Source organism: Nitrogeniibacter aestuarii (assembly GCF_017309585.1).
In the GTDB taxonomy this organism is placed as follows: domain Bacteria; phylum Pseudomonadota; class Gammaproteobacteria; order Burkholderiales; family Rhodocyclaceae; genus Nitrogeniibacter; species Nitrogeniibacter aestuarii.
The window spans coordinates 3,037,051-3,061,092 of record NZ_CP071321.1; the positions used below are offsets into that span (position 1 = coordinate 3,037,051).

At 64.3% G+C, this 24,042-nt stretch carries 18 protein-coding genes; 5 read left to right on the forward strand and 13 right to left on the reverse strand.

Features of this window, described 5'->3' with window-relative positions; translation table 11 throughout:
* Window position 1: 1 nt before the first annotated feature.
* From J0W34_RS14150 to J0W34_RS14180, 7 genes are all read right to left on the reverse strand, one after another.
* On the reverse strand, window positions 2–541 hold the full coding sequence (locus tag J0W34_RS14150) for a diheme cytochrome c (protein WP_230969210.1): 540 nt from the start codon (window positions 539–541) through the stop codon (window positions 2–4).
* Entirely contained in the window at window positions 538–951 is a 414-nt protein-coding gene (locus J0W34_RS14155; protein WP_230969211.1) for a DUF1924 domain-containing protein, read from the reverse strand. Before J0W34_RS14155 ends, J0W34_RS14150 begins: the two co-directional genes overlap by 4 nt.
* On the reverse strand, window positions 944–1,561 hold the full coding sequence (locus tag J0W34_RS14160) for a cytochrome b/b6 domain-containing protein (protein WP_227818296.1): 618 nt from the start codon (window positions 1,559–1,561) through the stop codon (window positions 944–946). The genes J0W34_RS14155 and J0W34_RS14160 overlap by 8 nt, the downstream gene beginning before the upstream one ends.
* A gap of 56 nt (window positions 1,562–1,617) precedes the next feature.
* On the reverse strand, window positions 1,618–2,970 hold the full coding sequence (locus tag J0W34_RS14165; protein WP_230969212.1) for a sensor histidine kinase: 1,353 nt from the start codon (window positions 2,968–2,970) through the stop codon (window positions 1,618–1,620).
* The gene (locus J0W34_RS14170; RefSeq protein WP_230969213.1) at window positions 2,967–3,623 is read right to left on the reverse strand and encodes a response regulator transcription factor; all 657 of its coding nucleotides are present in this window, start codon (window positions 3,621–3,623) and stop codon (window positions 2,967–2,969) included. The genes J0W34_RS14165 and J0W34_RS14170 overlap by 4 nt, the downstream gene beginning before the upstream one ends.
* A 123-nt stretch (window positions 3,624–3,746) precedes the next feature.
* On the reverse strand, window positions 3,747–5,528 hold the full coding sequence (locus tag J0W34_RS14175) for a sodium:solute symporter family protein (RefSeq protein ID WP_227818293.1): 1,782 nt from the start codon (window positions 5,526–5,528) through the stop codon (window positions 3,747–3,749).
* A 10-nt stretch (window positions 5,529–5,538) separates the two neighbouring features.
* Window positions 5,539–5,799: a DUF4212 domain-containing protein gene (locus J0W34_RS14180; RefSeq protein WP_230969214.1), complete on the reverse strand. Its 261-nt coding sequence runs from the start codon at window positions 5,797–5,799 to the stop codon at window positions 5,539–5,541.
* Between the two features lie 569 nt (window positions 5,800–6,368).
* Between J0W34_RS14180 and J0W34_RS14185 the strand changes: the two genes are divergently transcribed.
* From J0W34_RS14185 to J0W34_RS14205, 5 genes are all read left to right on the forward strand, one after another.
* A complete protein-coding gene (locus tag J0W34_RS14185) occupies window positions 6,369–9,389 on the forward strand; it encodes a type VI secretion system Vgr family protein (RefSeq protein ID WP_230969215.1) in 3,021 nt (1,006 codons plus the stop codon).
* On the forward strand, window positions 9,386–10,876 hold the full coding sequence (locus J0W34_RS14190; protein WP_227818334.1) for a hypothetical protein: 1,491 nt from the start codon (window positions 9,386–9,388) through the stop codon (window positions 10,874–10,876). The genes J0W34_RS14185 and J0W34_RS14190 overlap by 4 nt, the downstream gene beginning before the upstream one ends.
* Window positions 10,877–10,878: 2 nt before the next feature.
* Window positions 10,879–11,910: a PoNe immunity protein domain-containing protein gene (locus tag J0W34_RS14195; protein WP_230969216.1), complete on the forward strand. Its 1,032-nt coding sequence runs from the start codon at window positions 10,879–10,881 to the stop codon at window positions 11,908–11,910.
* A 19-nt stretch (window positions 11,911–11,929) separates the two neighbouring features.
* Window positions 11,930–12,466, forward strand: a complete 537-nt coding sequence (locus J0W34_RS14200; RefSeq protein WP_230969217.1) for an AP2/ERF family transcription factor — start codon at window positions 11,930–11,932, stop codon at window positions 12,464–12,466.
* A gap of 392 nt (window positions 12,467–12,858) precedes the next feature.
* Window positions 12,859–15,858: a hypothetical protein gene (locus J0W34_RS14205; RefSeq protein ID WP_230969218.1), complete on the forward strand. Its 3,000-nt coding sequence runs from the start codon at window positions 12,859–12,861 to the stop codon at window positions 15,856–15,858.
* Between the two features lie 238 nt (window positions 15,859–16,096).
* Here J0W34_RS14205 and J0W34_RS14210 read toward each other — a convergent pair whose 3' ends face one another.
* The 6 genes from J0W34_RS14210 to J0W34_RS14235 form a co-directional block, all read right to left on the reverse strand.
* On the reverse strand, window positions 16,097–16,759 hold the full coding sequence (locus J0W34_RS14210; protein WP_230969219.1) for a hypothetical protein: 663 nt from the start codon (window positions 16,757–16,759) through the stop codon (window positions 16,097–16,099).
* The gene (locus tag J0W34_RS14215; RefSeq protein ID WP_230969220.1) at window positions 16,756–18,045 is read right to left on the reverse strand and encodes a TolC family protein; all 1,290 of its coding nucleotides are present in this window, start codon (window positions 18,043–18,045) and stop codon (window positions 16,756–16,758) included. Before J0W34_RS14215 ends, J0W34_RS14210 begins: the two co-directional genes overlap by 4 nt.
* Window positions 18,042–18,344, reverse strand: a complete 303-nt coding sequence (locus J0W34_RS14220; protein ID WP_227817133.1) for a DUF3240 family protein — start codon at window positions 18,342–18,344, stop codon at window positions 18,042–18,044. Before J0W34_RS14220 ends, J0W34_RS14215 begins: the two co-directional genes overlap by 4 nt.
* The gene (locus tag J0W34_RS14225) at window positions 18,337–21,435 is read right to left on the reverse strand and encodes an efflux RND transporter permease subunit (RefSeq protein WP_230969221.1); all 3,099 of its coding nucleotides are present in this window, start codon (window positions 21,433–21,435) and stop codon (window positions 18,337–18,339) included. Before J0W34_RS14225 ends, J0W34_RS14220 begins: the two co-directional genes overlap by 8 nt.
* The gene (locus tag J0W34_RS14230; RefSeq protein ID WP_230969222.1) at window positions 21,435–22,511 is read right to left on the reverse strand and encodes an efflux RND transporter periplasmic adaptor subunit; all 1,077 of its coding nucleotides are present in this window, start codon (window positions 22,509–22,511) and stop codon (window positions 21,435–21,437) included. The genes J0W34_RS14225 and J0W34_RS14230 overlap by 1 nt, the downstream gene beginning before the upstream one ends.
* 137 nt (window positions 22,512–22,648) lie before the next feature.
* Window positions 22,649–24,040 (reverse strand): heavy metal sensor histidine kinase, encoded by a 1,392-nt coding sequence (locus J0W34_RS14235; protein ID WP_230969223.1) that lies wholly within the window; start codon window positions 24,038–24,040, stop codon window positions 22,649–22,651.
* Window positions 24,041–24,042: the final 2 nt, after the last annotated feature.

Sequence of the window (24,042 nt, forward strand, 5' to 3'; positions counted from 1 at the left end):
CTCACTTGGGAATCTTGATGCGATGTTCATTGAATTCACCCTTGTCGGCCCCACGGTGACAGGCACCACAGTTGGCCGGCGAACCGACCGCTTCACGCGCCCACACACGCGCGCTGATCTCGTCGTGTTCATGGCGGAACCAGCGGGTTTCCGTGATGCGCAGTGGCGCCGCATTCCCGGCGCCGTTCGCTCGTTTGTCATCGTCATCATAGCGCCAGCCAATGCCACGCGCACCGGACGCATGGGCCTTGAGGTAGCTGCGAATACGCTCGCTGGTCTCGGGGGCCAGCTCGGCGTTCTCGCCAAAGTGATCGGCCAGCCCGTCCATGACCCGGTCCCATGAGGCCGCCGGCAGCAGCCGCGGTGGATAGGGCACATGACAGGCGCCGCACTCGCTCACCCAGGCCTCGTCACGCACGGCGGGCCAGGCCCGCTTTTCCTTGTCTCCCCCGCTGGCCAATGCACCCGGCCAGCTGAAGCTGATTGCGGTGGCGGCTGTCACCAGGGACACCACCAGAATGCCACGTATCGCCATGTTCATTTTCCCTCCCGATCCAGACCCGCCAGCCACGCAATCAGGCTGGCCTTTTCAAGCGGCGTGCATTCGCGCGCCAGTACGTCCTTGCAGTTGCGGCCAAACCACTTCTCCACCTTCTTTTCATCGGTGAAGCGCTGCGGATTGGCGGCAGGTGCCATCGGCTCGATGCGTTTCCCCACCTTGGTTCTGCCGGCAGCGCGCGGGTCCTGCGTGTGACAGCTCGAGCACTGTTTCTCGCTGCCGCCGCCCTGGCGAAACAGGGCCTCGCCCACAGCAACATCGATCGATTCGACCGGCACGCCCGCCTGGGCCGCGTAGGCCGCCACCAGCGATTCCGGCGTCGCCGCCAGCACCGCTGGCGCCCCCAGCATCGACAGGGTCAGCAGCACCGGTGCACTCCATTGCTTAGCCATGGCTCACCTCCGCCTCGTCGCTCACGAACTGTTTGCCGTTGATCATGGCCTGGGCCACGCGCTCGCCACGCCAGTGGTGAAAGGCAATCGCCGCCAGATGCAGGCCAATGAAGCCGAGAATGAGCGCAAAACCCACCTCGTGCGGCTCTTCAAACAGCTCTTCGAGCTGCTTCATGCCGCCCAGCAGCGAGGCCATCGGGCCGGTCTGGAACTCGGTGGCCGCCAGGCCGAAGCCGGTCAGCACCATCATGGCGACCAGAAGATAGAAACCGATGAACGCCAGCGATGCCGCCGCATCGTGCCCGCGTCGCGCGCGCGGCCAGCGAAGATTCAGCAGCCCCTTCCAGGCGCGCGGATGCCACAGATCGGTCCAGCGGGCGCTGGCCGGACCCACCAGCCCCCACAGCAGACGCACCGCCAGGCCGGCGGCCAGCGCGTAGCCACTGACGATATGCCAGGACCACAACAATTCGGCGGTGGTGTCATGTTCGAAAAACTCGGCCAGCTGGCTGGTGCCGATCAAGGCCACAATGGCCAGCACGATCCACCAGTGGGTGATGCGCAGCAGTGGGTCGAAAACCCGGACGGGTTGCGATGCTTGCGTGTTCATGATGCCCTCCTCTCATAGGATGGCACCCAGTCTGACCACCAAAGCTTAGGGAATTCTTAAGCGATTACGACTGCCGGCAACCTCACACGAACGAGTAATCCACCGCCGGCCGATGAGGTGTCGAGCACCACCTGGCCGCCATGTGCACGCACGATCTCGCGCACGATGGCCAGCCCCAGCCCACTGCCGGGTACTGCCGAACCGGGCATGCGGGCGAAGCGCTCGAAGGCCTTCTCGCGCCATTCCGGCGGAATACCGGGCCCGTTGTCCTCGACCTCGATGCGCACCGTCGCGGCATCGGTCCGGCAGCGCACAGAGACGCGGCCCCCCGCCGGCGCGTACTTGAGCGCGTTATCGACCAGATTGGAGAGCAATTCGCGCAGCAGTGTCGGCTCACCCGCCACGCACGCTGGGTCGCGCTCGATCCCCAGATCGATGCCACGTGCATCCGCGCGCCGCAGCCACTCTTCGACCTGCTCATCGATCAGGGTGTCCAGCGCCACCGGGGTATCGCCTCCCGCCCACTGCCCCATGGCATCCACACGGGCCAGGGAAAGCAACTGATTGGCCAGGCGTGTGGTGCGTTGCACCCGTTCGCTGAGTCGCGCCACCTCGTCGGCAGACGGTGACGGGCCCAGACGCTCGATCTGCACCTGCAGGGCCGCCAGCGGCGTGCGCAACTCGTGGGCGGCATTCTGCAGAAAGTCGCGCTGCGCCGCCCCGGCCGCGTCCCGCCGGGCAAACATGGCATTGAGCGCCCCCACCACGCCGCGCACCTCGCGGGGCACACCTGCCGGATCGATGGCCGACAGATCGTCCGCACCGCGCGCCGCCAGGGTCTGCTCGAGCTGGCGCAAGGGCCGCAGGCTGGTGGGAATGACAAAGCGCACGATCCAGAACACCGCCAGCGAGGCAAAGATCAGCACAGCGCCAAAACCGAACAGCAGCCATTCGAGGGCCTGAGCGCGCTTGTGCCGGGTTTCGGCCACGGTGACGAAAAACCCCTGCCCTTCGTGGATGCGATGAATGCGCACGCCGCGGACGGCCACATCGCGATAGATCACCTCGTAGAACGAGGCCCCCCCTTCACCGTCCGGCGGCTCTGGTGGCGGCAGACCACGGTCACCGGCGATCCATTGTCCGGCGTCGCTACGTACCCGGAAGAAGATGCGATCGACCCGGTCGGTGCGCAGCAGTTGCTCCGCCTCATCCGGGAACGCGAGCGCAAGCTGCCCGTCGATGAGGCGCACATGGTTGGCCGTGCCTTCGGCCAGGTTGAGCAGACTGGCATCGTAGGCGTCGCCCACCACACGCTCGGCGATCCGGTAGGCCACCAGAATGCCGGCCAGCACCAGCAGCGCCGGACCGAGCACGCCCAGCGTGAGGCGACGGCGCAGGCTGCGGTTCAAGGGGTGGCGTCCGGGCATTCGAGCCGGTAACCGAAACCGCGAATGCTGCGAATGCGCACGCCAGCGGCCTCCAACCGGGGGCGCAGGCGCGAAATGTACACCTCCACCGCGTTGCTCGAACCCTCGGCCAGCAAGCGGTCCTTGGGCACCGAACGGCCCCCGGCGCGCATGAGCGCTTCGAGCAGATCCCACTCGCGGCCGGTGAGTGTCATCGCCTCACCCTGCAGGGTCACGGTGTGATCGTCCAGGTCGAGCCGCAAGGGGCCGAAGCTGATCATGCGCGGGCTCTGGTGGCCGCTGCGCCTGAGCACGGCGCGCATGCGCGCGTGCAGCTCAGACAATTCGAAAGGTTTGGGCAGATAGTCGTCGGCGCCCAGATCGAGCCCGTAGATCCGGTCCGACAAGGCATCGCGCGCGGTGATGAGGATGATCGCCATGGGCTCGCGTCCGGCGCGAATGCTGCGCACCAGCTCGTAGCCCGACACCCCGGGCAGGCCCACGTCCACCAGCGCCAGGTCATAGCGCTGGGCCTGCAGGCGAGCGAGCGCGGCACGGCCGTCGTGCTCCACATCCACCGTATCGCCGGACTCACGCAAGAAGTCGGCAACGCCCTGAGCCAGGTCCACGTCGTCTTCAATGAGGATGACTCGCACAACGCCCTCCGGAACGCGCCTGTTGCGCGCAGCAAGCAGTGTATTCGTGTCCGGCCCGGTACGGCGTGCCGGAAAGAAAAAAGCTCCCGCCGAGGCGGGAGCTTTGGGCAACGCGGCCGGAGGTCAGTGACCCGTGGCAGCGCCGGCACCGCGTGGGGTGCGGATGTCTTCGACCATGTGCTGGATGTGATCCGGGCACGGGGCGGTGACTTTCGACACCAGGAACGCCACACCGAAGTTCAGCAGCGCACCAACAACACCGATACCTTCCGGCGAGATGCCGAACAGCCAGTTGGCCGGCACGTTTTCCGCCATCGGGGTGATGAAGATGCCCTTGAAGTACAGGATGTAGCCAAAGGTGAAGATCAGGCCCGTGAGCATGCCCACGATCGCGCCTTCCTTGTTCATCGTCTTGGAGAAGATGCCCAGCAGGATGGTCGGGAACAGCGAGGCGCACGCCAGACCGAACGCGAAGGCCACCACCTGCGCCACGAAGCCCGGCGGGTTGTAGCCCAGATAACCGGCCACGCACACCGCCACGGCGGCTGCCACACGACCGGTGGCCAGCTCGGCCTTCTCGGACATGTCCGGCATCAGGATGCTCTTGAGCAGGTCATGCGAGATGGCGGCGGAAATCACCAGCAGCAGGCCGGCCGCGGTCGACAGGGCGGCGGCGATACCACCGGCGGCCACCAGGGCAATCACCCAGTCCGGCAGCTTGGCGATCTCGGGGTTCGCCAGCACCATGATGTCCCGATCCACGTCCAGTTCGCTGCCCTTCCAGCCGGCCGCTTCGGCTTTGGCCAGAAAGGCGGTATCGGTGGACTTGTCGTTGTAGTACTGGATGCGGCCGTCGCCGTTCTTGTCTTCGAACTTGATCAGCTTGGTCGCTTCCCAGCGCTTCATCCAGTCGGGGCGCGCCTCGTACTGCAGGGCGGCTTCCGGCGCGAAGGCATCACCCGACACCAAGCCGCTGTTGACCGTGGTGTGCAGGTTGAAGCGGGCCATGGCGCCCACGGCCGGTGCCGTGGTGTAGAGGATGGCGATGAACACCAGCGCCCAACCGGCCGAGGAGCGCGCATCACGCACCTTGGGCACGGTGAAGAAGCGCACGATCACGTGGGGCAGACCAGCGGTACCGGCCATCAGCGCCAGGGTGATGGCGATCACGTCGATGAGCGACTTGTTGCCCTTGGTGTATTCCAGGAAGCCCAGATCGGTCACCACGGCATCGAGCTTGTTCAGGAACGGCTCGCCCGTCTCGATCGAACCCCCCAGGCCCAGCTGCGGCACCGGATTGCCGGTCAGGTTCAGGGAAATGAAGATCGCCGGCACCATGTAGGCGAAGATCAGCACGCAGTACTGCGCCACCTGGGTGTAGGTCACGCCCTTCATGCCGCCGAGCACGGCGTAGAAGAACACCAGGCCCATCCCCACCAGCAGACCGGTGACGATGTCCACTTCCAGGAAGCGCGAGAACACGATACCGACACCGCGCATCTGACCGGCCACATAGGTGAAGGAGATGAAGATCAGGCAGATCACCGCCACCAGGCGCGCCGTGTTCGAGTAGTAACGGTCACCGATGAACTGGGGCACCGTGAACTTGCCGAACTTGCGCAGGTACGGGGCCAGCAGCACCGCCAGCAGCACATAACCGCCGGTCCAGCCCATGAGATACACCGAACCGCCATAGCCCAGGAAGGCGATCAGGCCTGCCATGGAGATGAAGGAGGCGGCGGACATCCAGTCGGCTGCCGTGGCCATCCCGTTGACGACCGGGTGCACACCGCCACCGGCCACGTAGAAGTCGGACGTGCTGCCCGCACGTGCCCAGATGGCCACGCCGATGTACAGCGCAAAAGACAGGCCAACGACGATAAACGTCAGGGTTTTCAGATCCATGGTCGTCGCCTCAGTCTTCGTGCACGTCGTGTTCGCGATCGATCTTGTTCATGCGCGCCGCGTACCAGAAGATCAGCACCACGAACACATAGATCGAACCCTGCTGGGCAAACCAGAAACCCAGTTTGTAACCACCGATATGGATGCTGTTGAGCGCGTCGGCCATCACGATGCCGGCGCCGAACGACACCACGGCCCAGATCGCCATCACCGTCCACAACAGACCCAGCGTGGCCTTCCAGTAAGCCGCGCCACCCTCTCTTGTTGTCATCTTGTTGTCTCCTCCAAAGCATGACCCGCGGCGCACCTGCGACCGCATGCGGCAATGTACGTTTGGAGGGCTTACGAGAGGCTTTCCCGAAGCTTACGAATACCTGAACGCGACGGGCACGGGGGCCACAGGCACATGACGTGCTCGCGGATACCCCCCCGCCCCGGTCGGTGACGCCATTCGACAGCGATGCTTGCCAGCCGAAAAAAAGACCGCCCGGGCGCGGGCGGTCTTTTTGCATGAAACGCATCCACGCAGTGTGGCTTAGCGGGTATCGAGTTCGCTCATTAGCCCTTCTTGGCCGAAAGGTGCAAGTTCGAGACTTCTCGTAAGCGGTCGTTGGATGGGGAAGCGCTCTCAACGGCGAGAGAGCGGCCGTTGCTGTCGTTCAGCCGCACCCACAGAGACGGCCGCAAGGCCACCTAAAGGGGCGCCCAAAGGCTTTCGTCGTCGAATGCGCGCCCCTGCCTTTGATTTCGCGCGCAGACGACAACAATGCAGTAGATGCAGATTGAATAATTAGTGGCTGCACGGATATACTTCAACGTCATTTCTGCCGGGTTGCGTTCATGCCCTCCCTCCGAGCCCTCTTCACCGCGCACCTCTCCCAGCACGCCCGTCTCCTCCACATCGAGACCGCACTTCCCGAGTCCGCCCTGGTGGTCGAACGCCTCACGGGCCGGGAAGCGATCAGCGAACTGTTTCGCTTCGAGGTGGACTGCCTGTCGGGCAACGCGCACTTTGAACTGAAGCAACTGCTGGGTGAGGAAGTCACCTTGCGCCTGCTGCAGGCCGACGGCAGCCTGCGCAACTGGCATGGCTATGTGACCGAAGCCATGAACCTGGGGGCCGACGGTGGGCTGGCCCGCTACCGGCTGGTGGTCGAACCCTGGCTGGCCTTCTGTGCCCAGCGCCGCGACTGCTTCCAGTTCCAGGACAAGGACGTGCTCGGCATCGCCGAAGAGATGTTCGGCGACTATGTCATGGCCGACTGGCGCGCCGATGTGACCCAGCCCCTGCGCCAGTACAGCCGCATCACCCAGTACCGCGAAACCGATTTCGATTTCCTGCGCCGTCTGCTCGCCGAAGAGGGCCTGTCGTGGCGCTTCGAGCACGACCAGAGCACCACGGCCAGCGACGATGCATCGGCCTCCCATGCCCGCCACAAGCTGGTCATCTTCGACCGCGACGCCGAGGCACCCGACAGTCTCCAGCCCACCATGCGCTTCCATCGCAATGACGGCCCCGAATTCGAGGACAGCATCAATGTGCTGCGCGACATTCGCCAGGTGGTGCCCAATGCGGTCACCCGCAGCAGCTGGGACTACAGGAAACTCACCGCCACCGCCGCCCAGGCGACCAGCCCGCTGGCCATGGGCGAGCTGCCCACGCTGGAAATCTACGAAGGCGCCAGCGCCTATCGCTTCGAAGACACTGCCGCCGCCCAGCTGCGCACCGATCTCATGCTCGCGGCCTTCGAATCCGAACACCACCGCATTGCCGGCGAAGGCGCCGTGCGCCAGATGGCCGAGGGCACGCTCTTCACCCTCACCCAGCATGATCACTACCAAGGCGACGACGCCCGCTTGCGCCTGCTCAGTGTCGAGCACCACGGAGCCAACAACCTGGGCGCCGAAGCGGCGCAGTTGCTGGGCAACACCGAGCTGGAGCAAGGCACCTACCGCAACCGCTTCGTGGTCCAGCGCGCGGACGCCCCGGTGGTGCCCGCGCCCATGGCACGCCCCCGGGTCAGCCAGCAGGTGGCGCTGGTGGTGGGCCACCCGGAGGCGGCACTGACCACCGATCGCGACCACCGCATCAAGATTCAATACCCCTGGCAGCGCGGCGAGGCGCCCAACGCGGGCGGCCTCAACGACACCGGGCCGGCCGCCACCGAGGGCAACGCCCCGGGTGACGCCACCTCAGGCACCTGGGTGCGGGTGGCCGAATGGCTGGCCGGCCCCAACTGGGGCAGCCACTTCCTGCCGCGCATCGGCACCGAAGTGCTGGTGGACTTCGTCGATGGCGATATCGACCGGCCCATCGTGGTCGGTCAGTGCTACAACGGCGCCGACCTGCCCCCGTTCTCGGCCGGCGTCGATTCAGGCGCCAACCACCCCGGCACCGTCTCGGGCTGGCACAGCCACAACCACGAAGGCAAGGGCGCCGGCACCAATCAGTGGCTCACCGACGACGCCCCGGGCCAGTTGCGCACCCGTCTGGCCACCAGCGAAACCGACGCCCAGCTGGGCCTGGGCCACCTGGTGGATCAGCGCCTGGACAGCGCCCATCGCGGGCCCTGGCGCGGCACCGGCTTTGAGCTACGCACCGACGGCTGGCTGGCCGTGCGTGCCGGCGAAGGCATGCTCATCAGCACCACCGCCCGCCAGAACGCCACCAGCACCCAGATGGATGTGGCCGAAGCTGTCGGCCAACTGCGCGCGGCCGAGCAGAGCGCCCAATCGCTCAATGACGCGGCCAGCGCATCCGGTGCCCTCGGCCTCAAGGCCAACAAGCAACAAACGGCATTCATCGACGGGCTCGATCCACAGAAAGAGGGCAAATTCGAGGGCAGCATCGGCGGGCAGGAAGCAAAGAAAGCCCAACCCGGCAGCCGAACTCTGGGCGAGCCCACCGAACGCTTCGCCAAGCCCTATATCGTCACCGAAGGGCCGGACGACATCGGCCTCTCGACCCCCGCCAGCAGCATTCTCTTCGCCAGCCAGAACCTGCACGCCACCGCGCAGGAAGACCTGCACATCGCCAGCGCCAAGACCTTCTCCGCCACCGCCGGCGAAGCGGCCAGCCTCTACACCCACGCGGGCGGCATCAAATCCATCGCCGCCGCCGGCACCCACACCCTCCAGGCCCACACCGACGAGATGGAAATCCTCGCCGACGACTCGGTGACCATCACCAGCTCGAACGACGAGATCCACATCCAGGCCAAGGACAGCATCGTGCTCAAGGCCGGGCAGAGTTCCGTCACGCTCAAGGGCGGGGACATCACCTTTGCCTGCCCGGGGACGTTCTCGGTCAAGGGCAGTGGGAATGCGTTTGTGGGGCCGGGGAGTCTGTCAGCTAACCCACAAGCCTTGCCAGCCGGATTGACCGAAGTCACTGACAGCATTGATCTTGAATTCACCTATCACAACTTGGCACCCGTCAAGAACGCGCCTTACAAACTGATCTTTGAAGACGGGTCCGTCATGAGCGGCACCTTGGATGCCAACGGGAAAGCCCACATCGAAAACCCGCCACCCTACGCCGCACGAGTCGAGTACGGCGAGGATGTCCGAGTTGAGCCAGAGCACTTTGTCCCCCTCATGAACAACCCCATTGCCGGGGCCAAGCCCCGAACAAAAGAAGACGCGCTGGCCCTGTGGGCGCAGTTTTCCGAAGCCGAGCAGGCGCACCGCGAAGACTATTTCTTTGACGACGAAATTGCCGCAATGGACGATGAATCTGCCTCGCTAGAATACGGCGCCTACACCGACTACACGCTGCCTGGAGAAGACAACCCGGCCGCTGGCGACTATCGAGTCGATCACCCGCAACAGCCCGCAGGCGACGAGGAGGCCGAACTGTGAGCGCCGCCACACAAATCACCTCTCAACAACTTCGAAAAGCAGATGATTCGGTCAGTGGGTGGCTCTTGGGGCTTGTGGACGGTAAGGGCGATTCGCCGTCTCAAATCATCGTCACCGCGGTATTGGGGTGCGTACCCGTCGTGGGGCAACTCTTTGACCTTCGAGATCTCATCCGATGCATCATCGCCCTCGCAACCCCGGGCGCCGGCGTGTTCGCCTGGGTCGAGCTCGTCATCACGCTGGTGGGCTGCATTCCCGGCTTCGGTGATGCAATCAAAGCGGGGCTGACCCTGGCTCGCAAGGGCGGCGGTGCGGCTCGAGCGTTTGACGCCATGCGCGGATTCGCTGCCTTCGACCCCGAAAAAATGCTGCGCCAGCTGGACTGGTCCCACATTGCCAAAGAGTCGCGTCGCTTGCTCGACGAAATGCTCGATGGATTCATCGACGCGCTGGACGGGTGGGTGGTCAGTTGGGCACTGGGGCGTCAGCGGGTTCGTGAACTGACTCGGACGCTCAAAGACATCAAGCGAAGCGCGCCGCAGAAAATCAACGAGGCGATCGGCGAGCTGCGCAAAACAGTCGATGAGATGCTTGCTGGTCCGAAGGTCAAGAGCACGGCAGAGGTGCAACCGACCCAGCGCGAACTGGCCCCTGCCAGGAAAGAAGGTGGGAGTCATGGCAAGGACCAGGCAAGCGACAAGACGGGCGACCTGCCGGCGCAACGATCCGTCAGGAACAGTGCCGAAATCCGGCAGGCCAAGCGGAACCGCTGGGCCACGGGCGCGCCGGCCGAACACATCGTCGACTATCGCACCCGCGAAAAGACCCCGGCGCTTCGCAAGATCAACAACCACGGTCGCCTGATCGAAGAATGGGAGCGTCACCGCAAGATCGATGATGTGCTCAACAGAACCTCTGGCGTCGCCTCGCACGGCTTCGATCACCTGTGGTTCGGCAATCACCGTGGCCGAAAATACACCGTTGGCGAAACCAAGGGCAGCACGTGGGCCAGCTTCAGTTTTCTGGCGGCAATGAGCGAGCAGGATCGCGCTGCAGTCGAGGCCACGAAAACCGACACGGCCGACATCCTTGATCCCAAACGCGGTGACTACGACCCGGACAAACCGATAAGCGCCGACCTGCCGACCAGTGGTACGGTTGAGTTGAAAGACGAAGGCGCACTCTCCGACCCCTCGAAGAAAACCGGTACGCTGCCCGAGACCAAGACAAAGGGGCGGCAGATGAGTCACAAATGGGTTCGCTCTTCTTTGGCCGAGGATTCCACCGTCTCGCGCACTCAGAAACGCGCTCTGACGAAGAAGATCGCGGCGGCGAGAAAGTCATTAGAAACCCTCCCGTATCCCTATGGGAGGGAAGTATTCATGGTTACTGGCAAGCAGTACGAGCTGCATGACCGCTCGAAAGGCAAGGTACACAAAATCCAGCCGCCGGTGATCAGAATTCCAGACTCGGTTTTGAAGGAATGAGAATGTTAAGTTTGCTCGGTAAAAAGGAATGGGAAGCACAACATCGAGAACCACGACAAGACTACGAGGACTATGAAGACGTCATCGTTGACGCCCTCGAAGGTTTCGAAATAGTCGCCGCCAACCTTTCCAACAAAGAAATGATGGCCAAAGCATCGAAGGGCGCCATCATGAGTGCTGCAGAGCAGCGTGCAAGCGACGCCAGCGATGCGGTCATTTTTAGCTATTCGGGGGGGGCGCCCCTAGACGAGCTAGCCTCTTTTCTGCCGACGGTTCTTGAATACTGGGAGTCGTACGCGCCACTGCACATCGATTTTCACGAAAGCGAAGAAAGCGGCGGTCACAAGGTGCCCCACCTGGATCTCTACGATTCAGACTACTGGAAGGCGCTCCAGCTCGTCTGCTTTGCCATCCTGCTCGGCCACACCGGGCTACTCGGCCGCATCGTGGATCTGCTTGCCTACGAGAACGATGACCAGGACGCCTTGCTGGAAGCACTGGTCGCGCCCTACCTGCCTGGGCGTCCAGAGGCGACGATCTACACCCGACAGCTCCCGTACCGGAAGACCCGAAAGATTTTCGCTGCAAAGCCCGCCGATCGCCCTGCGCTGATGGCCCAGTATCTGGACGAGTGGTACGACGCCAGCCGGCGGGAGCCCTACCACGACCGGCACAAGTCCTCGATATTTCCGGGGTACTGGTCGCTGGAAGCAGCGGCCATCACCTTCATTCTCGACATCGACGACAGCAGCTACCGCGACAAGCCGTTCTACCCTGCGGACCTCGTCGACTATGCGCGGCAACACAGCCAGCGCGGTTATGGCGATAAGACTGGTGATTCACGGGAGACCGAGAAACAGCGTAGCAACGTCCCCGCCGGCCAACCCTGCCCCGAAGCCGGCTGGTGGTTCACGCCTGCCAAGCAGGGCAGCCGTCGCTACTTCAAACAAGGCGAAACCATGCCTGATGTCGGCGGCGACTATGGCGCCGTTTTCTGGCAGTGGTCGCCAGACCAATCGGCGCCGAGTCTGTAGCTTCCATGCGGTCGCGGTAATGTCGGACGATTCTAAAGCACAACCGTCGCCAAAGCCACAGGAGGTTGCAAGCGTCAATGCCATGTATTGCATTACGTACCAAGCGACACCTGGCAAAGAGGGATACGAGGCACGCCTCAGACGACGCGGCAAGACCCACAAGCGATGGTTTGGCAAGCGCGGCTACGGCAGCATTGAGGACGCCCTGCGCGCGGCACAGCAATGGCGCGACAAGATGATCACCAGTCTGGCCATGTTGCCTAAACGTGAATACGTCTCGAAGCTGCGCAAGAACAACACCACCGGCAAGGCCGGAATTCGCCGACACAAGCGCATCTATACCAACAAATCGGGCCAGCAGCGCTGCTACATCTCTTGGGTCGCCGACCCGCCCTGGGGTATCAAGGCGAGCTCACGCTCGTTCGCAGTTTCGAAGTACGGCGAGGAAGGTGCACTCGAGCGTGCTATCGAGGCGCGTCTTGAGCTGGAGGCGCTGTGCCACGGGGTACATGCGCCAAACGTTCCAAGAACAATCGTAGATACGATTCCCCAATGAGCCCCGGTCATGCCCAGATATATGGGTGAAGGGCTCATTGATTAGGAACGGTCGAAGGGTTGCGCGAAGCCAGCGAGTCCTGCGTGCGCGCCACCGACCGAGGTGCCTTCAAATGGACGTTTTCGAATCTCCGGTTTTCGGCCATTGCGGACATACAGCCGGTACCGCATGAACGTCCGGTATTCGCCAGTCACCAGATCTTAGAGTTACCTTGGCGACGAAGGTCGCCCCAGCATTCTGATGTCGTTCTTAGTTGCGCGCCATAACTAAATCAGGCAGAAATATGTCGGCGGCAACGTAAGCTGGCAACAAATACGACATACTCAGTCGGCCGTCCCTCGGGTCCGCAAAGCGACCTAGAACATAGCCGAGCGATTCAGGGTGGGGTAACAATGACGAGTACGACAGCAAGCGCAGCTAAGCGGGCGAAAAATACTCCGAAGCGACGTGCCCTAATCGCGCAACTGCTCTTTCAGCTAGACCAGCTTTCAGCCACAAACTCGCACCACGAGTTTGAACACATCTGCCGCCACTTGGCTCGTGAGACGATTACGCCGAACATCCTCCCTGCAACTGGCCCTGTGACAGCTGGTGGCGATGAGGGCAGAGACTTCGAGACTTTCACGACCTTCATACGGCGGGTGGAGACCCGTAGCAGCCTCTTCCGCGGCATCGGGGAGTCGAAGCCGCTGGTCTTCGCCTGCTCAATCACCGGAAAATCCCGCATCAAAGCGAAAGTTCGTGACGACCTCGCCAAGATTTGCGCGCGAGAAACCCCCTATATCGTCTACTTCTTCTCCAACCAGAACATTCCCATCGCTACTCGCCTTGTGCTCGCACAAGAATGCGTTGACACCTACGGGTGCCGCCTCGAGATCTTGGACGCACAGGCTATGGCGGAGCAGTTCACCGAGCCGGCTCTATTCTGGATCGCTGAGGAATACCTTCACATACCCAGCGACCTGCTTCCGGAGCCGCAGGTGGCCCCCAAATCCGCATACGCGGACGCCCGTCGGCGATGGCTCGAAGAGACACAGACGCCGTACACGTTCGCCGACTTCGTCAGCATCAAGTACGGCCTTCGCGCTGCGACCTTCCAGCCGGAGTACAAAGCTGATTTGACGCGCTGGCTTGCCGTTATGGAGCAGTTAATAACTCCCGAGCAGAGGGAGTCGCTGGTCCGTCGAGTCCAATACGAGATATGCGTGGCGACACTTCGCGGATTGCATGACTTGAGACCATGCGAACCCATGGTCCACGCATACCTCGCCGACTGGCACCGATGGACCAGGCCTGCGGAGCTTCGTGATTCGGCACTCTTGCTGTCCTATGCCTCGTCCGCAGTACTTCATCGCGAATTCGATGCGGACCCAGCTGTGCTCCATGGTTACAGCACCGAGATCGTCGCGTTCGTGGACGCAGAGATTGCTGCGTCCTCCGACAACCCGAACCGGCTAGCTGACCTCCTGTACACACGATCTTCGCTCGCGTCGCTCCCATTCCTCACAGGCGCCGAGCCGCAGTTCGACCTCGACGCTCCGATCAAATTCTGGTTTAAGTTATTGAAGGTTGCCGATGCAGCACCGCTATTCGAGCTGGAGTCGTTCGTAGACGGGCTGACGAAGCTGACCCCCATCCTGAGCAGCCACCCGCAGTTCGACCGGCTTGTCCGTCGGACTGACGAAGTGCTTGAGAAGCGCACGTCCGGCTTCGTAGTGGCTGAGAAATGCCGCGATCGCGCAATTGCCCTCATCGAGCAAGGTGACATCCTGTCCGGCATGTCGGAGCTACATCGGGTCAAGGTCAAGTGGTTCACAGGAGACACGTTGCGGCCAACCGTACTTGCAATGCTGCTGCTCTCAGGTGCCTATCGCAGGCTCGGACTGCTCTGGGCGGCTAAGTACTATGCGTTCGGCGCCGCGTTCCTGGTTCATACGTCTGAGGATGACGACCTGCGGCCACTTTTTGTGGGCGCACTCCACGAAGCGGCTGCTTGCAACTATGAGGCTGGAGAGTGGATGTCGTTCAGCGAGCTGATGCCGTTGATACTGTCATCGCACTATGAATTCCTCAACGACCCGGATAATTGGGAGGAGCACGAACGACTCCAGGCAACCGTCTACCACTTCTTTGTCGCCCGTGCACTCTCCAAGGCGCTCAACGGTGAATCGGCAATGGCGCTCCTGAACGCACCACTGGCTGCTGTCAGCATGCCGGAGGACTTGGCGAAGGACCTTCTGATTCCTTTGACCGATTTGACAAAATTCGAAACTTCTAGCGCGGCGCAGCTTCGTGATGAGATGCAGAGGGAATTCTTCGGAGTACCGCTCAGCGACACCGGCCCGACCCGAATTTACGCTTGGGCGGCGCTCGGAATTCAGTGGCGTGTGACGTGTCCCAATAGCTACGGAACAATCTGCTTGGTCGAGCAGTTCGTCGCCATTCTGCAAATCGCCTTGGCCGATCTCGCGCAGCGCGACCTGTGCCTGCTTCCCACAAGCGTGTCGATTCAGGTGGAACTGTCGGCGATTCGACGGGCGAGGGTCGAGATGCTGCCTGGTAATGACTCTTCCGGCATGAAGGTCACATTGCCGAAGGTGAATGCCGTCAGTCAGGCTGAACTGGAGGAGATGCAGCAAGACGTCAGCAGCATAGCCCTAGCCGTGCTGACCCAATGCAGTTGCCTTTCGGATAAAGACCTCTTCCGCCGGCTCGACAGCGCCTTCCGCGATGGGCTTACGTCGAAAGTGTTTATCGTCCGTCCGTACAGTGAACTGTTCGCTCAGTTCGTAGATCCCGCCGAGTACGAAGGGCGGAGAGCCGCGTCGCTGGCTCCACCTGATGCGAGTGCTTATATCATTCGCTCGGCACCCGAACTCGCTTGGCTTGACACTCCGGGTCCCGGCTATACCCCTGAGAAGGCTCAGATCGCGCTCAGGAACCGATATGAGCGTGGCGTGAAACCAATCGCGACCACCCTTGCACGCCTGCGAGGGAATCCGCGATTCCAGGAGTGGGTCGCCCTGCATCGCGCGGAAGGGCACAAGGACTGGTGGATCCTTCTCGTTCTCATGAATACGATCCTTAACTATCGGGCAAGGCTGGCGGTTAAACCTAACGACGTGCAGGGATATCGGCAGTACATCTCGAAAGTACTGCACGAGGAGGAATCTGCGGACACTGTCGAATTCCCGGTGGAAACCCTATTCAGCGAAGAGGCGAAGATGTCGGCGACCTCCTTCATGATGACGACAGCGAATGTTTGGAACCTTACCGTGCGATCACGTACTCCTGACATCAACGCCTTAGAAAAACTGCTGGGAACGCGTTATGGCCAAGCCACGGACGACGTTGAGCACATCGATCCATTCTCCAAAGATCAGTCCGAATGAAGAGGTTTATCGAGTGCGCTCTCCGCCGAGTGCTTTTTCCAAGCGTCAAGACCAATTACTCGCTGAGTGACAGCTAACCGGCACATTGGCGCCTGATTCTGACAGAATGCCCACGGTCGGCTTCGGCCGAGGACTTGTCACTTGGGGAGCGAACTCAACAGCCGTCCTCCCCCCTCAATTCCAGTCAAAAAAGAAGGCGCACAAAGGCGCCTTCGTTCCCCGGTCCATCTGACCTCGTTCAAGGCACCCGTCGAGCAGGCAGATACACCACGGTCTCCGTTTTCACGGCCTCATCGAGCGCCCCCGCCATGCCCAGGTCGCGTTCGCGAGCATCGAGCACGCTTTGGCTGAAGCGGCTGTCGGTTTTGAGGCTCAGGTGCACGTTGCCCACATAACGCTGCTCGCCCCCGGCAACGGTGAACCGGTAGGCGCTGCCGGCCGGTGGGCTCAGTCTGGCGTTGCCGGCCTTGTCGGCCATGGAGAGCGACCAGTCGCGAAGCTCGTATTCGCCCGGCGGCAGGTGCAGCACCAGCACGCGGCCGGTGGTCTTGTCGGCCACATGGATGGCCGCGTTGTCGGGGGCGTTGTCACCGAGTACCTCCACCCGGCTGCGGAGGTTGTCGGCGGCGCGTCGGGCGTTGTCGGCGGCGGCGCGGCGGAACTGTTCGGTCACCGAGCCGGCGCGGCGCTCGGTGCGGGCGAGCTGCTCACCCTCACCCATCGCCTCGACCGGGCGGATGCGATATTCCAGCGACGAGATGCGGGCGCCCGCCGGGGCATCGGCGGTCAGTGACAACACCACGAGGCCTTCCGGCGTGGCCGCCGGGGTGGTCATCATCGGGCCGGCACAAGCAGTAATGGAAAAGGTGGCCGCAGTGGCGGTCAAGAGGGGGCGAATCATGAGTGATCTCCTTTCATGTCGGGGTGGGCAGGCATATCCGAATCACCCCACAGGCGCCCGGCGTCCAGCGACAGGCGGTAGTAACTTTCGAGTGCGTCCAGGTGACGCTGGCGGGCGCTGAGTGCCGCTTCATTGGCGCGGCGTTGGGCGAGCAGCAATTCGTCGAAGCTGCCTTCGCCCAGGCGGTAGGCGCGTTCGGTCATCTGCGCGGCGGCCACCATCTGTTCGCCGGCCGTGCGGCTCGCTTCCCAGGCCGTGCGGCTGGCCTTGGCCTTGAGCAGGCTGGTGGCCGCTTCGGCCGTGGCTTCGCGCAGGGCGTCGGCTTCCATCTGGGCCACGGCGTCGGCTTCGGCCACGGCGGCCGAGGCGCTGGCGCGGCGTGCACCGCCGGCAATGGGGATGCTCACCTGCGCGCCGATCACCTGCTCTTCGCCCCCGCGCTCGCGGGAGAAGAACACCCCGAAGGTGGGGTCCGGCACACGGTCGCGACCGACGCGGCGCGCGTTCAGGCCTGCCAGATGGCTGCGTGACTGGGCCAGGCGCAGGCCGTGGCTGTGGGCCATGAGCGCATCCATCCATTCGCTTTCCTGCCCGGCCACCACCCCCGGCTCGGCCAGGTGGGTCGGCGCGGTGAGCGGCAAGTCGGGGTAGCGGCGGCTCAGTGATTCGGCCGCCGCGTCGCGCATGGCCAGCGCGGTGGCCAGTTCGGCCCGTGCCTGCGCCAGGGCGGCATTTGCCTGCACGGCATCCAGTGACGAGGCGTCGCCCAGCTCGTTGCGGCGCGCCACGGCCCTGGCCTGGGTGTTGAGCGAGTCGACCTGCGACTGCCACTGCTCGGCCACGGCCACCCCGCGCAGCCACGCGAACCAGGCGGTAAGCAGATCGCGCGAGGCTTCGTGGAAGGCGTCCTCACGGGCAATGGTGGCCATGTCGACACCGCCCTGCCCCAGCGCACGATCCATCGCCGCCTTGCCCGGCAGGCGCACGGTGCGTTCCACGCCGGCGCTCCATTCGTTGAAGCGGTCGGTGCCGCCGTTGGTGGCGTCGGCGCGGCGGCGCTGGGCGCTCAGGTTGGCGCTCCATTCATACGGACCGCTGGCCAGGCCATCGCTGCGCGCCGACTCGACACGCAGGCGCGCATCGGCGGCCTTCACGCGCGGGGCGGCGTTGAGCACCTGCTCAACCACGGCGCTGTCGGGCAGGCCGAGGGCTTCGTGGCCGGCAGCCTGCGCCCCGGTGGAGACGATGAGGGCGAACACCACCCAGGAAAAACGAGCGGAATTCATAGACGCCCCATCTCAATGACCGGCGTGAGCCAGAAGAAAACGTTGGCACCCGGCAGGTGGCGGCGAATCAGATCGACCACGATCTGCATGGCGGCCTCGGTGCCCACCGTCTGGATGGTGGTGCGCGGTGCATGGCCGCTCACCAGCTCTGAGGGCTGGACCAGCTGCACACTGGCCCCGTGGCCTTCGGCGGCGGTGGCGGTGAAGCCGCCCACCACGTCCGGATGGGAGATGAGCAGGTCTTCGACATGCTGGGCGATGTCGTTGGGCATCACCAGCGTGAGCATGACGTTATTCAACGGAAGTCTCCGAGAAGGCCACGGTGCGCTTGGCACCGAAGCGGCTGAACAGAATGGGGAGCAGCACCAGCGTGAGCGCGGTACAGGTGACCAGACCGCCGACCACCACAATGGCGAGCGGGCGCTGGATCTCCGAGCCCGGGCCGCTGGCGAAGAGCATGGGCACCAGGCCGAAGGCGGCAATGCTGGCGGTCATCATCACCGGGCGCACCCGGCGCCGCGCGCCCTCACGCACCGCCTGCGCCATGGGCATGCCCCGGGCCAGCAACTGGTTGAAGTAGCTGACCATCACCACGCCGTTGAGCACCGCAATGCCCAGCAAGGCGATGAAACCCACCGACGCCGGCACCGACAGGTATTCACCGGTGAGCAGCAGACCGAACACCCCGCCCACCAGCGCGAAGGGAATGTTCGACAGCACCAGCAGGGCCTGGCGCACCGAGCCGAAGGTGGAAAACAGCAGGAAGAAGATCAGCGCCAGCGCCACCGGCACCACCACCGCCAGCCGGGCCGCAGCCCGCTGCTGGTTTTCGAACTGGCCACCCCAGGCGAGGCGATAGCCATCGGGCAGCGCGACCTGATCGATCACCGCGGCCTTGGCCTCATCCACAAAACCCACCAGATCGCGGCCGCGCACGTTGGACTGCACCACCACGTAGCGCTCGGCGTTTTCGCGGTCCACCTTCACCGGGCCGTCGACCCGCGCAAGGCTCGCCACCGAGGCCAGCGGCACACTGCGCCCGTCGGGCAGCGCCAGGCGCAGGCTCTCGAAATCGGCCGGCGAGGTGCGCAGGCTGTCCGGCCCGCGCAGCACCACCGGCACGCGGCGGCCACGGTCGATCACCGTGCCCACGTCGGCGCCTTCGAGCAGGGCCTTTAGGTCGTTCTGGATGTCGTTCACATTCAGCCCGTAGCGACCGGCCGCGAGGCGGTCGATCTTCACCTGCAGGTACTGCACACCCTCGTTCTTGACGGTGAAGGTGTCCTCGGCGCCATTGACCTGGCGCACCACGCCCTCGATCTCGCCGGCCAGCCGGTTGAGCACATCCAGGTCAGGCCCATAGATCTTGATGGCCAGGTCGCCGCGCACACCGGTGAGCATTTCGGACACCCGCATGTCGATCGGCTGAGTGAAGGAGAAACCGATGCCGGGGAAATCCACCATCACTTCGCGCATCTGGTCGGCCAGCCATTCGGGATCGGGCGTGCGCCAGGTGTCGCGGGGCTTGAGCACCATGAAGGTGTCGGTCTGGTTCAGGCCCATGGGGTCGAGCCCCAGCTCGTCCGAACCGGTGCGGGCGACGATGGCCTCGACTTCCGGAATGCGTTCGAGGATGGCCTGCTGCACGCGGATGTCCACCTCCAGCGACTGGTCGAGACCAATGGAGGGCAGCTTTTCGAGCTGCATGATCATGTCGCCCTCATCCATGGTCGGCATGAAGCTCTTGCCCAGCAGGGTGTAGGCGCCGCCGGCGGCCACCAGGGCCACCATCGCGGCACCGATGAACAACTTGCTGCGGGCAAAGGCCACGTCAAGCACGCGCTCGTAGATGGCGGCCAGCTTGCGCACCAGCCACGGCTCGTGATGCGGCCCACGCTTGATGAGGTAGGACGCCAGCACCGGCACCACCGTGAGCGACAGCAACAGGGAAGCCGACAGGGCAAACACGATGGTCAGCGCCACCGGGCCGAACATCTTGCCTTCCAGCCCCTGCAGGGTGAGCAGCGGCAGGAACACGATGATGATGATGGCAATGCCCGAGGCCACCGGCGAGGCCACCTCGCGAGCCGCGCGGAAGATCAGGTGCAGCGTGGGCAGCTTGTCGGGCGCCGCATCGGCGCTGCCGGTGAGCTGGCTTTCCACGTTCTCGACCACCACCACCGCCGCATCGACCAGCATGCCGATAGCGATGGCCAGGCCGCCCAGGCTCATGAGGTTGGCCGACAGGCCAAAGAACCGCATCATGATGAAGGTCGCCAGCGCCGAGAGCGGCAGCATGAGCGCCACCACCAGCGCCGCGCGCAGGTTGCCCAGGAAGGCGAGCAGCAGCAACACCACCAGCACGATGGCTTCAAGCAAGGCCTTGGACACGGTACCCACCGCGCGCCCGACCAGCTTGGAGCGGTCGTAGAACGGCACGATGCTCACGCCCTCGGGCAGGGTCGGCTCGATCTGCGCCAGACGCGCCTTCACACCCGCCACCACCGACTGCGCGTTGGCACCGCGCAGGCCCAGCACCAGCCCTTCCACGGCCTCGCCCTGCCCGCTGCGCGTGACCGCGCCGTAGCGGGTGAGCGCGCCCATGCGCACCTCGGCCACGTCGCCCACACGCACCACCATGCCGCCGTCGGCCTGCAGCACGATGGCACGCACGTCGTCGAGCGTCTGGATGGCGCCTTCGGCGCGCACCAGCAGGGCCTCTTCCACATCGGTGAGGCGGCCGGCACCGTCGTTCCGGTTGTTCTCTTCCAGCGCCATCTGCAGCGCGGCCATTTCGATGCCGCGCGCGGCCAGTTGCACCGGGTCGGGGATGACCTCGAAGGTGCGTACATGGCCGCCCAGGCTGTTCACATCGGCCACGCCGGGAATGGTGCGCAGCTGCGGGCGGATCACCCAGTCGAGCAAGGCGCGCTTGTCCGCCAGTGGCAGATCGCCTTCGATGGTGAACATGAACATCTCGCCCAGCGGCGTGGTGATCGGGGCCATGCCGCCGGTCACGCCGGCCGGCAGATCGCCCATCACCGAGGCCAGCCGCTCGCCCACCTGCTGGCGGGCCCAGTAGATGTCGGTGCCGTCCTCGAAATCGATGGTGATGTCGGTGAGCGCGTACTTGGAGGTCGAGCGCAGCAGCCGCTGGTTGGGGATGCCGAGCATCTCCTGCTCCACCGGCACGGCCAGGCGCGTTTCCACTTCCTCGGGGGTCATGCCCGGCGCCTTGAGGATGATCTTCACCTGGGTGGTGGATACATCCGGGAAGGCGTCGATGGGCAGGTTGAGAAAGGCCTGCACCCCGGCGGCCAGCAGGATGGCCGTGAGCACCAGGATGAGCAGACGCTGGGTGAGCGAGAAGCGAATGAGGCGGTCGAGCATCACTGGGCTCCCACGCCGGTCAGCAAAGCCTTGAGCCCGGAGACCCCGGACACGGCCACCGGCTCACCGGCCTGCACCCCCTGCACGCTGGCCGTGGTGCCGCTGACTTCCAGCACCTTCACCTCGCGCGCCTCGAAGCTCACCTCGCCACCGGCGCCCTCCGTGCGCACGAACACCAGCGTGCGTCCGCCTTCGTGCGACAGTGCCGAGGCGGCAATGTCGATGCCGCCGCCGGCGGTGTCGGCGATGGCGGCCGAGACCATCTGGCCCGGGCGCAGCGCCTCGGCGTTGTCGGTGACCTCGGCGCGCACCATCACCGTCTGGGTGACCGGATCGACGGCATGCCCCACCCCGATGACCCGCCCGCTCACGCCCACGCCGGGCACATCGACCCGTGCATCGGGCTTGAGACGATCGGCGGTGGCCAGCGGCACCTGGATTTCCAGCCACAGGGGCGACAGGCGCGCAATGCGGAACACCGGCGCGCTGGCATCGACCCGTTCGCCCACTTCCACCATTTTCTCGAGCACGACGCCATCGATGGGTGCCACCAGCACCAGTGAGCCGGCCGCGCGACCGCGCTTTGCGCCGCTCAGCGACAGCACCTGGCTGCGTTCTCTGGAGAGCGCACCGGCCTGCGCGGCGGCAGCGCGGGAAGCCTGCAGGCGCGCTTCGGGAATCAGCCCTTCCTTGTAGAGCTTCTGATCGCGCACGTAGGCGCTTTGCGCCAGCGCGGCCTCGCTGGCCGCCTGCATGGCTTCACGCTGCAGTTGCAGGGCGTCCGGGCTGCTCAGGGCGGCCACTTCCTGCCCGGCCTTCACGGCCATGCCTTCGGCGACCGACAGGGATTCGACCCGCCCGCTCATGGGCGAAGCGACGATGCGCATCTGGTCGACCGGCACCAGCACCCGCGCGGGCAGTTGGCCGGCCGTGGCGGCCAGCCCCTCGCCCGCCGGGGTCGTACGGATGCCCAAGCCTTCGAGCTGGGCCGGCTTGAGCACGATACCCTCGGCGGCACCTGCGGTGCCCAGGACGAGCGATGTGGTCAGTGCAAGGATGAAACGGCGGTGAAGCATATGAGTCCCCAATAAACGATGGGGGGACTCTAGACAGGCACCCTTAAGGGTTTCTTAAGCGCTTGGCGTATGACGGGGAACGGGGCAGGAACACAGCGGCGGCGCGGCACACCAGCGCGCACCCGGCGCGACGCGACTCAGTCGGCAGGCGAGCTGCCCGGCAAGGACAGGGCAAAACAGGTCTGCCCATCGGCCGAGCAGACCGAAATGCGGCCACCGTGGGCATCCACCACCGCCTTGGTGATCGCCAGCCCCAATCCGCTGCCTTCGGCGGCATCGTGACGACGCGCCCTGTCCGCACGGTAGAAGCGTTCGAACAGGTGCGGCAAGTCTTCCGGAGCGACGGTCTCGCCGGTGTTGATGACCCGGACCTGCACCTGATCGGGCATGCCGCCCGACTCGATCTCGACCCGAAGCTGCCCGCCCGGCGGGGTATGGCGGATGCCGTTCGACACCAGATTGCCCAGCGCCCGGCGCAACATGAGACGGTCGCCGAAAACGGTCGCCCCGCCGCTCACCACCAGCGAGACCTCACCGACTTCGGCCAGTGCATCGTAGTAATCGTAGAGATCCTGCACCGTCTGATGCAGATCGACCGGCTCGCGGCTGGGCAACATCAGCCCGTGATCGGCCTTGGCCAGAAACAGCATGTCGGCCACCATGCGCGTCATGCGTTCGAGCTCCTCGGCATTCGATTCGAGCGCATCGCGGTAGTCATCGGCGCACCGCCGCTGGCTGAGCACCACCTGCGTCTGGGTCGTCAGATTGCTGATCGGCGTGCGCAGTTCATGCGCCAGATCGGCCGAAAAGGCCGAGAGGCGATTGAAGGCATCTTCGAGCCGGCCGAGCATCGCATTGAGTGTCTCGGCCAGTTCCGCCAGTTCGAGCGGCACATCGGCCGTCGACACCCGCTGATCGAGTCGCGAGGCCGTCACCCGCTCGGCCTGCGCGCGCATGCGGGTCAGGGGCGCCAGGCCATGGCGCGCCACCGCCCAGCCCAGCAGCGCACTGGCGAGCACCGCGAGCACGCCCAGCACGCTCAGGCTGCGAATGAAGCGCTCGATGAACATGGCGTGATGACTGATGTCGATGGCCAGCGCGAATCGCACACTTGGCTGGCCGGGGAGCGCCGTGGGCATGACGGCGGTCCATCCACGATACGGATGATCGTCGAGTTCCCACTCGAAGGCGGCCGCGCGGGCATCGAGTGCGCCACGCAGTCGCGCCTCGGCACTGGCGTCGTGCGGCATCTGCAGCACCACCCGGTCGTCCGGCAGCAAGGCCAGCACCAGCATGTCCTGGTGGCTGACCACCACGTCGTGCAGCAGGGTGTGCAGTTGCTCAAGCTGATCGGCGCGGGAAATCGATGCCAGCCGCGACTGGATGCGCGCCAGGCGGCCATTGACCAGATCATGATCCTGTTCGATGAAGTGCTGCTCGATGGCCGAGACGATCACCACGCAGAACACCCCCAGCACCGCACTCGAGATGAGCGCGTAGAGCAGTGTCAGCCGCGTGGTCAGCGACATGA